Raw genomic sequence first — 14,991 nt, forward strand, 5'->3', positions numbered from 1 at the left:
CTATTTGCCGGTTCGAGCCACGACCTGACCCGACATGAGAAAGCAGTTGGCCTTGTCACGGCGTCGTGCCCGCGACGGCTGGCCAGATGATCTTGGACGCCGCGGCCGTCCGGCCTTCGGCGGCGGCGATGCTCGCCAGGGCCCGCCGCACCTCCCTGGCCTGGGACGTCGTGAGTTCGGGATCCCAGGCCACGACCACGCGCACCGGCGCCACCGAGCTGCCGCCCTTCGGGGTCACCCCGGCCTCGGCGGCGGCGAGCAGCGCGCGGGCCCGGGCGGTCGCGTCGAAGGCGCCGGTGCCCGTCGGCCGCTCCACCCGGACCGCCAGGAACGGCCCGGCCTTGTCGACCAAGTGGGTGCGCCCGGGCGCCCACCTCGGCGTCCCGACGATCGGGGAGCCGGGCTGCGAGCGCGCCGCCACCACGGCCTCGGCGAGGTCGACCGACTCGGGCGTCTGGCCGCGCGGGGTGTTCGACAGGTCCTTGAACAAGACGTTGTCGGGGGCCTGGTAGCCCATCCGCCGGAACCGCTCGGTGCGCAGCCAGAGCTCCTCGGCGTCCATCATCGCCCCTTCGCCGATGGGTGTCGGGTCGTGCGTCACCCGGACGCCGCTGCCGCCACCCGGTCCGGTGCGGCGCCGCAGCCGGCGCTGCAGGTCGGTCATGTGGTCGGGGTTCACCGTGGTGGACGCCGTCGTCTGGATGATGACGTCGACCTGGCCGGCGTCGATCGACCGGATCGCCGCCTCGACCTGGGGACGGGTCATGCCGACCTCGTCCCAGGTGCAGTTCTTCAGGTGGGCCTCCAGCCGGCTCCGGGCCCGGCCCATGTTGGTGCGGTAGTTGTCGTCGACCGCGGTGAAGCTCGACACCTGGCCGTCGTAGTTCTTGGCCTCGTACACCTGGGTGCGGCAGTCGATCGTCCCGTTGGCGCGGGTCTCGAAGCGGAACCACAGATCGTCGAGCCCCGCCCCGGTGCCCGTCTGGCCGCCCAGTTGGCGCACCTGCACGGTCGCCGATTCGTCGGCGGTGGCGGCCAACGCGTGCTCCATCCGGGCCGCGAACTCGGCCACGCCGCCCCGATCGCGGCCGACGCGTCCGGACAGGCGCCAGGTCGCCCCGTCGCGGCGCTGCAGGACGACCTCGACCAGCTCGCCGCCCTCGTAGACCCCGACCCAGCGCGACTTGCGCGAGCCGTCCATGAAGTGCGGCTCGGCGATGAACGTGCGGCCGCCCTCGGTCCACGTCTCGGGGACCGCGGCCGGCGGCGGGGGCGGCGGGCCGGGCGCCTTGGCGAACAGCCGCGGCTCGTCGGCCAGCCAGCGCGGCTCGGGCAGCTCGCCGGACGCCATCCGGGCGACGGTCGCGGCGTCCAGGCCGGCGAGGTGGGCGCGGCGTCCGGACAGCACCTCGAGCGCCGTCTCCGCCTCGGTCAGCATGCGGCCGAGGTCGTTGGCGCGCTCGACGGACAGGTTCGGGTCGTTCAGCCGGGCCCGCAGTTCGGGGATCGCCCGGCGTTGGACGTCGAGTTCGAGGTCGATCTTGGCGTTCCAGGCGGCGATCCGCTCGGGCACCGACAGGGCGGCGTAGTCGGCCAGCCGGCCCTCCTCGATCAGCGCCAGCCGGGACGTGTTGGCCGGGTCGAAGAACTGCGCGACGTGGCGGCCCTCCTCGGCCAGTCGGGTCGGCGGCGCCCCCTCGCGCACCACGACGACGGGCTCCCCGTTGACGTTGAGCGTGGCCGCGTAGCCGTTGGACTCCGAGCCGGTCCGGGCGAAGAACTCGGCGTCGCTGAGCACCTCGATCCGGGCGTGCGCCGCCAGTTCGGCGTCCGCGCCGGAGAGCCCCGCCACCAGCTGGCCGCGCAGCTCGGGCAGCGTGGCGGCCACCGACTCCGCCCGGGCCCGGGTGTCGATCCCGCCCATCATCAGCGCGACGTCGAAGTCGGCGTCGGTCGCGCCCGGGTTGGCGCGCAGGTACTCGCGCCGCGCGGCCATCCGTTCGCCCCAGGTGCCGCGGTTGGCCGCCCCCTCGACGTCCCCGGACGCCGCCGCCCGCCGCGAGGACGCCAGCGTCACCGAGTCGGCGCTGATGTGGGCTCCGGAGCCGCCGACCAGCATCCGGCCGGTCTCGATGACGCTGCCCAGGGCGCCCGTGACGTGCGGCATCGCGTGGTGCATGACGGTGCCCATGCCGATGCCGGTGATCGCGGCCATGCCGCCCGCGGCGGCGACGTTACGCAGCGGGTCGCCGCGCCAGGTGTCACGGTTGAGCGCCGCCCCGGCCAGCGCGGTCGGCACCGACTGGGCGATCTGTTCGGCGCCGAAGGCGGCCATCCGGGCCAGCACGGGTCGGGTGGCCCGCTCGGCCGCGATGGCCCGCATGGCCAGCGTCCGGGCGGCGGCCGTCCGGGCGCCGGCCAGCTGGCCGAGGGAACGCAGCCGCAGCAGCTTGTCGCCGAGCCCGGCGGTGAGGGCCGAGACGATGGCGTCCACGACGCCGATCACCAGGTCGGTGCGGAAGGCGTTCTGCCCGTAGGCCGAGCCCAGCATCGACTGCTTCACGGCCATGGACGCCGCGGTCGCCGCCACGGACGCCCCGACCGCGGTCGCGACGGCCACCCAGGCCGGCGCCGCCAGGCCACCGGTCAGGACCGTGGTGACGGCGGCGGCGATGACCACGACGGCCAGCGCCACGGCGATGGCGACCTTGGTGGCGACCCCCTCGACGTGCTCGTCGACAGCGTGCCGGTAGGCGTCCGCGGAGACGGCCACGCTGGCGCGGGCGGCGTCCAGGCCCGCCTCCAGGCGCCGCGCGGCTGCCGTGTCCCCGGACGCCGTGGCGGCTTCGAGACCGCGCATCCGGGCGTCCGCTCGGTCCATCTGGCGTTGCAGGGCCGCGAATTGGGGCGCCAGTCCGGCGGGGCGGCCGGATGACCCGCCGAAGTAGACGTCGCGCTCGTAGGCGAACCGGCGCTGCGCCGCGTCGTAGGTCTGCTGGGGGGTGGTCGGGACGCCGCGCATCGCCTCGCGGATGTCGAACGCGTCGCGCTCCAGCCTGGTGGAGGGGGTCTCGTCGGTCCACGACCCGGTCTCGGACCGCAGGTCGGCCAGCATGTCGCGCCCGCCCACGACCCGGCCGTCGACGTCGCGCCCGCCGGTGTTGCGGGCGTAGTCGGCGCTGATGCGGGTCAGCTGCTGGGTGGTGCGGTTGCCGATGCCCGCCAGCACCATCGACCGGTCCATGCCCCAGCCGGCCTGCCCGATCTCCACCGACTGGGCGGCGGTCAGCCCGCCGCCTCCTGCATAGCGGGCCAGGGCCTCCGTCTCGCCGGCGAACTGGGTCTCGGACGTGATCATGTCCCGCAGGGGGTCGTCGCCGCCGCCCCAGCGGCGTCCGTAGCGGTCGGCGAAGGCGGCGCTGGTGCCGCGCATCCACTCGCCCGACAGGGCACGGGCGGCCTCCTCCTCGGCTTCTTGCCGGTAGGCGGCGATCTCGGACGCCGCGGGCGTCCGTCCGCCGGCGGTGATGCCGTCGGCCTCCATGAGCGCCCGGGCGCGGGCCTCCACGGCCTCGCGGCGCGACCGGTTGCGCCGCACCTCGGCGAGGGCCTGGTCGTAGGTCCTGGTCAGCTCGGTGTTCATCTCCGAGTCGGAGGTGTAGAGGCCCTCCGTGGTCCGCTGCAGGCGGCCGGCCCGCTCGCGGCTGCGGTCGACGTCCAGCAGCGCCTGCCGGATGTCGAGGGAGGTTCCGTAGGAGTAGCGCGCGACGGCGGTGCGCAGCGCGCTCACGCCGCCCGAGGGCAGTTCCGACCCGAACTCGGCCTCGTACGCGTTCTCCATCGCGCGCACCCGGCGACGCACCTCGTTGTCGATCTCGGCGTCCGACCAGGTGTCGGGCGCGGACGCCGTCACCGAGGCCCGGATCCGGTCCATGACCGCCTCCGTGGATGGCGCGCTGCTGCCGGTGCCGCGGCGCACCGCGCGGTCGAACTCGATGGCGTCCGCGCGGGCCTGCAGGTCGCGGCGACGGGCGGCGTCCGCCGGGTCGGTCGCCTCGGTGGGCCGGTTGAGCTGTGTGAGGATGTCGAGCTCGCGCATGCCGCGGTCGTCGGTGACCGAGCCGCGGGCGTCCACCCAGCGGCTGCCGTCGAGCACGGCCCGCAGGTGGGCCGCGGTGTCGGTGTCGTTGACGACGGCCTCCGCGTCGCCGGGGGGCAGGTTGCGGACGGCGTCCAGGGCGCGGCTGGAGTCGTTGGAGAACCAGCCGTGGGACTCGGCGATCTCGCCGCGCGCGTACATCTGTCGGCCCTCGCGGTCGCCGCGGGCCAGTCCCATCGCCCGGTCGTACTCGGAGCCGGACATCTCGTCGCCGATCCGCCACTGCAGGCTCTCGCCCTTGATCAGGTAGTAGGCGCGGTTGAGCAGCGCGGACGCGTGGGAGTCGAGGCCTTGCAGCTGGGTGATGGCGTCCTCTTCGGCGGTGCCGTGCCAGACCTCGAAGGCGTCCCAGAGCTTGTTCACCCGGCTCTCCAGCTCGCCGCCGCCCCCGGGGAAGTAGATGTCGCCCTGCTCCCCAGCCTCGGCCGTGGTCGCCGCCACCTTGGCGTAGACGGCCGTTTGGATCTCGGCCGGCTTGTCGGCCAGGTTTTCGCGAGCGTACGTGCGCACGAGGTTGTTCGCCACGGCGCTCATCGGGTCGCCGGCGTCGCCGGTGGCCAGGAAGGCCCGGCCGTCGCGCAACTGCTCGTCGTTGAGCGTGATCATGTGCTCGCGCGAGACCGAGTCGGCGTCGTCCATCGTGCGCAGCGCGGTCGCCGCCGCGAACCGGATCTCGCCCACGAGCCGCGCCCGGGTGGCGTCCCGGGTCGCCTGGGCGCGCGCGTTGTTGACGGCGGTGTTGGTCGCGTCGATGTCGCGCGTCGTCCGGGCCACCCGCTCGTCATCGGAGAGCGTGCGGCGCAGCCTGGTGTCGGACCAGGTGCGCACGGCGGCCTTGGCGGCCAGTCCCGCGTCGCGGACGCTGTTGGCCAGGGTCGCCGCGTCGTTCTCGGTCTGCGTGTTCAGCCGTGTCATCGCCGTGGCCAACTCGTCGGTGGCCACGTCGTACCAGAGGCGGTCGCCGACGTTGGGGGGCGCGCGGGGGCCGCGTCCGGCCGGGTGCTGGAAAGCGTCGTCGGCGGTGCGGTAGGCCGTCCGGTAGGCGGTGTCGTAGAGGCCGAGCAACTCCAGCCGCCGGGCCTTGGCGGCGTCGATGGCGACCTCGCCGCGTCCGACGTCCGCGTCGATGTAGCCGAGCCGGGCGGTCACCAGCTCCTCGACGAGGGTGGGATCGCGCGAGTGCAGCGCCTGCCGGTAGCGGGCCACCTGGCGAGCCTGGTCGCGCAGGCGTTGGGCCTCGGCGCGGCCGTTCTCGCGCTCGGCTTCGCGGGTCAGGGTGGTGGCGGTGCGGTCGACCTCGAGCTCGGCGGCCGTGGCGACGTGCGTGCGGTGCTCGTCGATTTCGGCCTGCCTGGCCCGGACGGCGGCGTCCAGGGTCTCGACCGTGATGCCGGCCGCCTCGCGGAGCTCGGCCAGCTTGGCGGTCAGCCCGGTGCGGATGGTCTCCTTCATCGGGTCGGTGACGTCGAGGTAGTAGTTGGCGAGTTTGTGGGGCGGGAACGCGCGGTCGCGCAGGTCGTCGACCAGGGTCTGGGTGCGGGTCTCGACGTTCTGCGCGATCAGCGCCAGAACGCGGGTGATCTGGGCGTTCTCGAGCGCGGCTTCCGCCTGGGGCAGCGGCGGCGGGGGTGGACGCCGGAAGTCGACGAGCACCGGTGGCGACACCGGGACGGGCGCGGGGGCGGCGGCGGCCGGGTCGGGGGCGGGGGCGGTGGCCCGCGTCCGGCGGGACGCCTCGGCCGCGTTGACGTCGGCCGCGTCGGCGGCGGGGGAGTCGACGTCCACCTCGACCGCGAGTTCGTTGGCGGTGTCGACCCCGCGGACCGCGGGCAGCGTCGGGACGGTGCCGTCCGGCATCGCCCGGATCGCCGGCAGGTTCAGCTCCGGCAGCCGGTCGTTCAAGGCGGACGACAGCGTGGCCGTCGCGGTGGGCACCGGGTCGATCTCGATCGGCTCCACCGGGCGCGGCGGTGGGTAGCTGCCCCCGCCACCGCGCGGGATCGGACGCCGCGCCCGGGCCGCCGCCGCGGTGACCAGGGGGGCGAAGGCCCGGTCCAGCGGGGCCCGCGGGACGTCGGGGTGGGGCAGGCCGTCGGCCGTGGCCCGGGCCGCCGCGACCAGAGCGCCCGGGGTGTCGATGCCGGCCAGGTTCGGCGCCGCGCCCGCCCGGACGCCGGCGTCCGGGGTGGCCACCGAGACGGCGTCGGGCGTCCCGTCGGGGGTCTCGCCACCACCGCCCGCGTCAGCGGCCGGGAGGCCGACGGCCGGGGCGGCGTCCGGTGACCCGATCGCCTCCGGCCCCGCGGGGGCGGCGGTCGGGCGGGCATCGGCCGTCACGTAGGACGCCGCCTGGGCGTCGTCCTCGGCCGTCCGCTCGTAGGCGGCCCTGCCGAACGCGGCCCGGTCGACCGCGGGCCCGGCGTCCGGCATCGGGGGCGCGGGCGTCGCTGGGCCCGACCCGCGCCGGGCCGCGGCCCGGGCGTAGGCGCGGACCTGGGCATCGTCCTCGGCGGTTCGGGTGTAGCCGAAGCCGCCGAACGCGACGCGTCCGGCGTCCGCGGACGCCTCCCGCAGGGCGCCGGCCGCCCGATTGGTGAGCGGACGCCCCCGGATCACCAGGGGCTCCATCTCGATGGCCTCGGGCGCGGCGGCCCGGCCGGGGGCGCGTCCGCGGATGACCAAGGGCTCCATCACGATGACGCTCATCGGCCGGCCCCCAGGTGGACGCCGAGGTCGCCCAGGTCGGCCCGGGTCGGGGGGCGTCCGGACTTCGCCAGCTCCAGCACCGACGCCCGCACGAGGTGCCGAAGCCCGATCGGCGTCCCCTCGGCGGCCGCCTCGTACGCGGCGTTCAGGGCGGCCGTCCGGATCGCGCCCCCGGCCAGCTCGAACCGGTCGGCGACGGTCTCGAGGTCGGACCGCGCGTCGAGCGGTGCGTCCGCCGGCAGGGACGCCGTCCACAGCCGGCGCCGCAGGCTGGCGTCCGGCACGGTGAACTCGACCCGCTGGCTCATTCGGCGGGCGAAGGCCTCGTCGAGGTGGTGGGACACGTTGGTCGTCAGCACGGTGACGCCATCGTGCTCCTCGATGCGCTGGAGGAGGAAGGCCACCTCGACGTTGGCCCAGCGGTCCTTGGCCTCCTTGACCTCGCCGCGGCGTCCGAAGAGGGCGTCGGCCTCGTCGAACAGCAGCATCGCCCCGGATGCCTCCGCCGCGCGCAGGACCTTGTCGATCGCCTTCTCGGTCTCGCCGAGGTATTTGTCGACGACTCGGGCGAGGTCGACCACCCACAACTCAAGGCCGGTCGCCGCTGCGATCACGCCGGCCGACATGGTCTTGCCGGTGCCGGACGGCCCGGCGAACAGGACGTGGTAGCCGCGCGATCCCGGACGCCCGCCGAAGCCCCAGTCGTCGAGGACCCGGCCACGCTGGCCGATCGCCGCGGCCACGTCGCGCAGCTGGCCACCGATGGCGTCGGTCACGACCAGGTCGTCCCAGCCGCTGCCGGTCGGCCCGGGCCGGGCGCAGCTCGACAGGTCGCGCCACGCGGTGCGGCGGGCGGCGAGCCGCAGGTCGCCCAGCGTCGGGACCTGCGGGTCGTCCGCCGGCCAGCCCGCGACCGCGCGCTCGGCGGCCTCCTCGATCGCGTCCAGCCCGAGCGGGTACTCGGACGCCAGGGCGGCGAGGTCCTCGGCGTGCGCCACCGCGCCGCGCCGGGCCAGCGCATCCGCCCACCGGCGGGCCCGGGAGGCGGCCGGCGCCGGGGACACCGTGAGCACCCGCCAGGACGCCGGCGCCACCCACGACACCCCCGGTGCCAGGCTCACCGCGACCCGGACGCCGGCCTCGGCGACGGCGGACAGGGCGGCCACCAGCTCGGGCGGGGGGACGTCGTCGAGGGCGGCCACCAGGACGGCGTCCGCGAGGAGGGCCGCCCGGGCCGCGGCGGGGAGGGTCTCACCGCGAGGGTTCGTCCACAGGGCGGCGCGCCCCGACGGCGCCGCCACGGACTCGGCGTGGCGCAGGTGGTCGGCCCCGGAGACGACGGTCGTCCGGACGCCGTCCGCGGCCTCGGCCGTCACCCAGGCCAGGCCGTTGGCCTCGGACTCCTCGCCCTCGACGGCGTCGGTGAGCCAGCCGGACGCCACCACCCACGCGTCGGCGGGCGAGGGGCGTCCGGGGACGGCGAGCGTCGCGACCAGGCCGAACAGTGCGAGGCGTCCGCCCGGCGCGACGGCGGCGCGAACCGCCGCGGGCGGAAGGTCGAGCGCGTCGGCCAGCTCGGCCGCCAGCCCGACCGTCGGCTGCCGGGCCCCGGGGTCGTCGGTGAGCGCGGCCACCAGAGGACGAAGCCGCGGCTCCACCTCGACGGCGACGGCGAGCGCCGCGACGAGGGTCTCGCCGGCGTCCAGGCCGAGGGCGTCCGGGAACCGCACGGCCGCGTCGAAGCCGGACGCCAGCCCGTCCGGCCAGGGGGCACCCGGGGCGGTGGCGGCACGCCAGCTGGCCAGGGCGTCGGCGGGGTCGATGTGCAGGGCGCGGAAGTCGTCGGCCCCGCGATAGCGCCCCTCGCGCTCCTGGCGGCGCCAGCTCGCGAGCAGCAGTTCGGCCACCCACGCCACGAGGGGGTTCATCGGATCGCCTCGTGGCTGACCAGCACCCGGACGTCCAGCCACGGCGGCCGGCAGACGAACCCGTCCAGCCCGGCCAGCGCCAGCAGGACCCCGAGCGGCACGGGCGGCAACGCCACGTCGAGGACGTCGTCGAAGGCCGTGACCCGGCCGCCGGGGGGCAGCACGCGGGGGATCAGGTGGGCTGCGCTGGCCAGGCCGAACCCGGCCAGGTGGCCGGCGAAGCGCCGGAACAGGGCGGCCGAGAGCCGGCCCGCGGGGTCGCCGCCGAAGCGTCCGGCGTCCGTCGGGTGCACGAACGAGAGCGGCTCGGACGCCAGCGCGTCGGCCAGCGCGGACGCCGGAACGGCGAGCAGCGCGGCGACGGCGGCCGGGTCCGGCTCGCGGACCAGGCCGGACGCCAGCGCCACGGCCGGGTCGTCCGCGTCCACGGCCCCCGCGAACATCCCGGCCAGGATCCGCGCCCGGACCGCGGCGGGCGCGGGTCCGGGGGCGGCGAGCTCGGGGGCGCGCGACAGCAGTTCGTCCAGGTCCGGCAGCAGGACGAACGCGACGCAGCCGGCAGACACGAACGACCGGGGACCCGCCACCGGGCGACCCGCGGCCTCGGGGGCGTCGGCCTCGTCGGCGACCTCCGCTCCCGGCACCTCGGGACCAGCGTCCGGCTCCAAGCCTGGACCCAGGGACGCGGCGACCGGCCGGTCCGGCGTCCGGGACACCGCCAGGACGGCGGCCAGGTCCCCGGCGTCGACCGGTCCGGACGCCGCCAACTCCGCGATCAGCAGCAGGGCGAACGCCCCGCCGCCGCTGGCGCCCACCGGTGGTCGGCCCGTCGCGGCCAGCCGCTCGGCGCGCGCCCGGGCCGCGCGCGCCAGCGCCCGTCGGGTGGGGCTGGTGTCGGCCAGTGCGCTGGCCAGGGCGGACGCCAGCCACTCGGCCTGGGCGGCGTCCAGGACGCCGACGAGCCGATCCCAGCCGCCACCGGGCGCGCTGAGGGCGACGACGGCGTCCACCACGGTGACCTCCAGGGCGCGCGCGGCGGCGATCAGGGCGTCGCCGACGCTCAGGGCGGCGAAGGTCGCCAGCCGGGCGAAGACCCAGCCCGGCTCGGTGCCCGACAGCCGGGCCCGCACGTACGCGGCCACGTAGTCCGGACGCCCCGCGAACCGGACGGCGTCCGCCCCCGGCCCCCGCCGGACGATGGCCTCGACGGACTCCGCCAGCCCCTCGGCGACGCGACGGGCCTGGCGTCCGGCGTCCGGCTCGCCGGCGGGGACGCTGACCCGGGTCCGCACCTCACGCAGCACCCAGTAGGCGCCGGGGTCGACCTCGGCCAACTCGGCGAAGGCGTCGGACAGCGCCGCCGGGGCCGCATCGAGGGCGCGCCGCAGCCGGTGCGCCGCAGCGTCCCCCAGCCCGTGCGGGCAGCGGCCACGCACGCGCAGGGAGTCGATCACGGCGTCCGGCATCGAGGCCGTCCTACGCGGCCGGGGCCCCGCGTAGCGGGGTTGCGCCCGCCTGGGCGGACGACAGCACCTCCGACAGCACCTGGGCCGCGCCGGAGAGCCGCAGCAGGTTGGCAACCAGCTGCTCGCGCTGGGCGTCCAGGTCGGCCAGGGCCCGCTCGCCCTCGGCCAGCTGGGCGCGCACCTCGGCGAGGCGGGCTTCGACGAGTTCGGTCATGTGAGCTTCCTTCCGATGGCGACGACGGTGAACGCGGTGCCGTTGTTGTCCTCCCAGTCGGGACGCGACTCCGAGCAGAACGCGCGTCCCCAGGCTCCGGTGCTGCTGTGGCCGTCGACCTTGGCCCAGACCCACTGCGGGATCGCGTCCGCGGACGCCGAGCGGCTGGGGGAGGCCTGGAAGATCTCCGAGCTGATGAGGCCGAACCCCGTCAGCACGCAGTAGACGCTGTAGACCTCGTCGAGTTCGCCGGCCCAGCTGGTCGACCAGTTGGCCGGCAGCCCCTCGAAGCCGTTGAACGCGTTCTGGACGACGAGGTCGCGCGTCACCACCTTGATCACTGACTGCACGGCCGACTGCCCGGGCCCGTGCACCCGGACGCCGCCGCTCACGTCGAGGTCGGACGCCAGCCCGCCGCCGCCGACGTAGACGTCGAGGCCGGTCGCCCAGTTCAGGTACAGGTGGTCGGCGGAGTCGTTGAAGCCCGACTTGCCGTTGACGTGCCGGGTGAGCACCTTGGCGTTGCCGCCGGCTCCGACGGTGACGTCGCCCGAGACCCGTTCGGCGCCGAACACCTCCAGGGTCGAGTCCTCGCCCAGCTTCATGGCCAGGGTGCCGCCGGCGCCGGCGCTGCTCCGGACGTCGGCGTGGGTGCCGTCGCGGAACCAGCAGAAGTCGGCGTCGGTGCGGAAGTAGAGCGTCCAGGGCTGGACGCCGACGCCGTACACCGTGGTGCCCGTGGCGCTCCACAGTTTCAACATCTGGTGGGTGACGGCGCCGAAGTCGAGCGCGCCCTCGGCGTCCAAGACGAGACGCCGGACGCCGGGCCCGCTCGTGCCGGTGCCTGGGTCGAGGGCGGTGTCACTGTGGACGCCACCGGTGTACCAGGCGAACTTGGCGGGGCTGCGCTGGTACAGGACGCCGTCTTGGGTGCCGAGCCCGTAGGCGCCGTCCGCGAACTGCACCTCCTGGCGGTGGACGGTCCCGAGGTCGAGCGGGCCGAGCGGCACCCGGACGCGTCCGTCGGCACGCACCTCGACGACCGGGTCGGCCGCGGCGGCGTCCGCAGTGGTGCCGATCGACAGGCTCACGTCGGGGCTGGGGGCATCGCCGAGGGTGAGCCGCAGGCGGTCCTTGCCGGCACCCACGCCGGCGTCCCGGCCCAGCGTCAGCTGCTTTCCGGGAGGCTCGGCGCCGCCGGTCTTGGTGAACCGGATCTTGGTGCCCTCCATCCACAGTTCGCGCTCGGCGTTGACGCGCCCCTTGGCGCGCAGGCGTCCCTCGACGGTCGCGAAGTCGGCGGCGTCCGGGTCGGCGAAGGCCGTGCGCGGGGCGACCCGCAGCGTCCCGCCGGGGGCGAGCACCTCGGACGCCAACGCGCCCACGAAGCGCCGGTCACGCGTGAGGTAGGCCCCCGCCGGCCGGAATCGCCGGACGCCGCCGTCCCAGAACAGCCAGCCGATCGGGATCAGCCAGCGCGCCAGGGGCGGCTCCACCGGAGGTTCCTGATAAGGCACCGACGTGTCGACGGGGATGGAGGCCCCGGACGCCGGCGGCGGCAGCGCGACGACGCCGTCCACCACCACGTCGGTGGTGGGGTCGACCGGGTCGATGACGAGCCGGAAGGTCTCGACCACTCGGGTCGGGGTGGCGGCCGAGCAGTCGGCGTAGCCGTCGGGGGTCGGGGCGGCGTCCGTCTCGGCGTACTGCAGCCAGACGCTGCGCGCGCTGGCGTCCGTGAAGGCCGCGAACAGCGCGGGGTCGACCTGGACCCGCGAGAATGAGACCAGCTGGCGCCCGTAGCCGTCGACGGCCAGCCCGGGGGTCAAGAAGACGTCGACCAGGCCGGCGTCCGCGGGTTCGGGCACCTCGACCAGGTCGAAGCCGACCACCACTCCCCACGTGTGTTGGCCGGTCTCGTGCCGCTCCAGGGCGCGCCGGTGGTACTCCTGCTCGGCGACGAAGTCGGCCGCCGAGAGGAACTGGCCCTCGGCGTACGTGGGCCGGGCGACCTCGGGGCGGCCCACCCCTGTGACGGTCACTTCGACCCCCCGGTCAGGTCGACGCCCTCGGACCCACGGACGCCGACCACCCGGCCGCCCTGCACGTACAGGGTGGCCTGGCCGCCCTCGGCCGCCCGCGGGATCGCGTCGAACGCGAGCCCCTCGCTGGCGTCCGAGACCTCGACGATCTGTACCTTGACGCCCTTCTTGGCCAGCACCGCCGATGCCTCGGCGGCATCCGAATGCAGGTAGGACGCCAGCCGCACCGACCCGCGCGCGTTCTCCAGCGACCGCTCGACCGACGACAAGACGTTGGCGACCCGCAGCTTGCCCATCGCCTGGGACGCCCGCTTCTTCCACAGGCCCGCCAGGGCGAAGTCGTCGGCACGCAGGGCGCCCAGCAGGTTGTCGTAGCGACGCACGCTGAGCGGCCGCGCCACCTTCCCGTGCACGTAGGCGGGGTCGGCGACCTCCCTGCCCACCTTCGGCAGGCTCAGGGGGAAGCAGCACAGCTTGGCGGCCAACAGGCTGAGCACGGGGCCGATCGGCAGCCAGTACTCGCGGTTGACGAACGAGCCCGCGTACTTGCGGCAGGCATGGTTGCAGATCTTGGTGACCACGCCCTTCTTCACCGTCAGGCAGGCCAGGACGATTCGGTCGTCGCAGGCCGGGCCGGGGCACGGCGGGAGGGCCGCGTAGCAGACGCAGTCGCGCAGGTAGAGCACCACCAGCAACACCAACTGCTGCAGGCCGAGGACCAGCCGGTTGCCGAACTCGGCGTCCGTCTCGTTGGGACGCTGCGGCGCGCAGTCGATCTGTTGCAGCTCCTCGGGCAGGACGCACTGGGTGCGCATCGGGTCGTTTCGGTACAGGTCGACCACGTTGGCGTACAGCTGGCACAGGGCGTCGCGGGCTGCCCCCGTCGACAGCCCCTTGGTGCCGCCGGTGACCATCGACAGCGCGCTGCCCTGCAGGTTCTTGCTCATCCCCTTGGTCAGCAGCGGTTGCAGCCGGGTGATGCACTCGACGACCCGCGCCGGGAAGGTGCCGGCCAGCGCCGTGCCCCAGTCGTCGCACGCGGCGTCGCGCGGGGACACCCCGAACTCGACGTACTCATACGTCCGGGACGGCTCGCAGCCCGCCGGTCTCGGCGCCTGCGCCGGGGCGTTCGTGCACCCGCACGTGGTGGCCCGGGACGTGCGCCCGGTGCCGCCGCAGCCGCAGCCGGACGCCGTGGGCGCGGCCTTGGTGCCTCCACAGCCACAGCCGCCAGTCGACGGGGTGGACGTCGTCCCGCCGCAGCCGCAGCCGCACGACGAGGTCGGCGCCGGCCCGCCGCCCAGCGGCGTCACCGGACGCGCCTGCTGCTCGCGGTAGCGCACCCACAGGCACCAGGTCTGCTCACCGTCGTCGCAGCCGGACGCCGTGGGGTACCTCGGCGGATCGCAGTCGGCGACCTTCCCGGTCGCGGTGCAGGCGGCGATCAGCTTGTCGACCGGCACGGTGATCGAGTCGGGCAGCACGAGGTCGTTGCCGCACTGGTCGAGGGCGTAGCCGGGTCGCACGATCACGCCCGGACCGCATCCGTCGCACTCGACCTGGAGCCCGCAGACGACGCCGTAGCCGTGCAGGTAGCGGTTGTGCAGGCGCTGCTTGTCGAGCATGTAGGTGGTCAGGCCGGTCAGCTCGGTGTCGGTGAGCAACTGCCCCGCGAAGAACCTCGGCCGGACGAACGTGTGCAGCCCCGCGCACACCGGGCAGGTGCAGGACGCCGCGTGTGCGGTCGCCCCCTGGGCGGCGGTGGCCGGGCGGGTCGCCCGGTGGCTGTAGATGGTCACAGCTGCTCCTCTCCGAGGATGAACCAACTCACGAACCGGCCGCCCTCGATGAGGTCGCCGGTGGGGCAGCGGTCGGTCAGGCCGGGGGCCAGGTGGTTGCCGTCCAGGGCCAGTGGGCCCTTGCTGCCGTCCAGCCGCAGGTCCTGGCGGACCGAGGCGATCAGGTCGCCCTCGAGGACCACCAGGTAGACCCCGTTCGGGGCGTCCGGGCCGAGTGGCAGCAGGACGCCGTTGGCCTTGTCGGCGGGTGGTTTGGCGTCCAGGACCTCTTTGATCGGGACGCCGCACTTGGCGTCCACGGTCACCGGCGTCACCGGCACCCGCAGCCCGACCCAGCGGTAGCCGGTGAAGCCCGGCACCTGGTCGGGCTGGCGCAGGTAGACCGCGCAGGAGATGGCGTCCAGGGTGCTCTGGTCCATCGGCTCGCTGAAGCCGACGACCACCCCGAGCGCCTTCTGCCGCCGGATCGCCGCCGCGGTCGCGACCCGTCCACGGTGGGGCCACGACAGCCCCACGATCTTGGGCAGGACGATCTTGGTCAGGTCGGTGCCGGGGTCGCCCGGGTCGCCCTTGGGTCCGGGGTCGCCTTGGGGTCCGGGGTCGCCCTTGGGTCCGGGGTCGCCTTGGGGTCCGGGGTCGCCCTTGGGTCCGGGGTCGCCCTTGGGTCCGGGGTCGCC

At 75.3% G+C, this 14,991-nt stretch carries 7 protein-coding genes; all 7 read right to left on the reverse strand.

Annotated features, from left to right (window positions below; translation table 11 throughout):
- Positions 1-55: 55 nt before the first annotated feature.
- Positions 56-6,865, reverse strand: coding sequence for a hypothetical protein (locus tag FN821_RS08060; RefSeq protein WP_131171654.1), 6,810 nt, complete (start codon positions 6,863-6,865; stop codon positions 56-58).
- Positions 6,862-8,793, reverse strand: a complete 1,932-nt coding sequence (locus tag FN821_RS08065; protein WP_131171655.1) for an AAA family ATPase — start codon at positions 8,791-8,793, stop codon at positions 6,862-6,864. The genes FN821_RS08060 and FN821_RS08065 overlap by 4 nt, the downstream gene beginning before the upstream one ends.
- The gene (locus FN821_RS08070; RefSeq protein ID WP_131171656.1) at positions 8,790-10,259 is read right to left on the reverse strand and encodes a hypothetical protein; all 1,470 of its coding nucleotides are present in this window, start codon (positions 10,257-10,259) and stop codon (positions 8,790-8,792) included. The genes FN821_RS08065 and FN821_RS08070 overlap by 4 nt, the downstream gene beginning before the upstream one ends.
- A gap of 10 nt (positions 10,260-10,269) precedes the next feature.
- A complete protein-coding gene (locus FN821_RS08075; protein ID WP_131171657.1) occupies positions 10,270-10,473 on the reverse strand; it encodes a hypothetical protein in 204 nt (67 codons plus the stop codon).
- The gene (locus FN821_RS08080; protein ID WP_131171658.1) at positions 10,470-12,500 is read right to left on the reverse strand and encodes a hypothetical protein; all 2,031 of its coding nucleotides are present in this window, start codon (positions 12,498-12,500) and stop codon (positions 10,470-10,472) included. The genes FN821_RS08075 and FN821_RS08080 overlap by 4 nt, the downstream gene beginning before the upstream one ends.
- Before the next feature lie 11 nt (positions 12,501-12,511).
- Complete coding sequence (locus FN821_RS08085; protein WP_131171659.1) at positions 12,512-14,314, reverse strand: hypothetical protein; 1,803 nt, start codon at positions 14,312-14,314, stop codon at positions 12,512-12,514.
- On the reverse strand, positions 14,311-14,991 hold a 681-nt coding region (locus tag FN821_RS14255), incomplete at its 5' end, for a collagen-like protein (protein WP_185956576.1). The genes FN821_RS14255 and FN821_RS08085, both read right to left, overlap by 4 nt.

The sequence above is a fragment of the Propioniciclava tarda genome, from assembly GCF_900182665.1.
GTDB classification, from domain to species: Bacteria; Actinomycetota; Actinomycetes; order Propionibacteriales; family Propionibacteriaceae; genus Propioniciclava; species Propioniciclava tarda.

What these genes read in the sequence shown, in the direction of transcription:
- FN821_RS08060 (WP_131171654.1), bottom strand. Translation starts at nt 6,865, where the DNA reads ATGAGCGTCATCGTGATGGAGCCCTTGGTCATCCGCGGACGCGCCCCC.
- FN821_RS08065 (WP_131171655.1), bottom strand. Translation starts at nt 8,793, where the DNA reads ATGAACCCCCTCGTGGCGTGGGTGGCCGAACTGCTGCTCGCGAGCTGG.
- FN821_RS08070 (WP_131171656.1), bottom strand. Translation starts at nt 10,259, where the DNA reads ATGCCGGACGCCGTGATCGACTCCCTGCGCGTGCGTGGCCGCTGCCCG.
- FN821_RS08075 (WP_131171657.1), bottom strand. Translation starts at nt 10,473, where the DNA reads ATGACCGAACTCGTCGAAGCCCGCCTCGCCGAGGTGCGCGCCCAGCTG.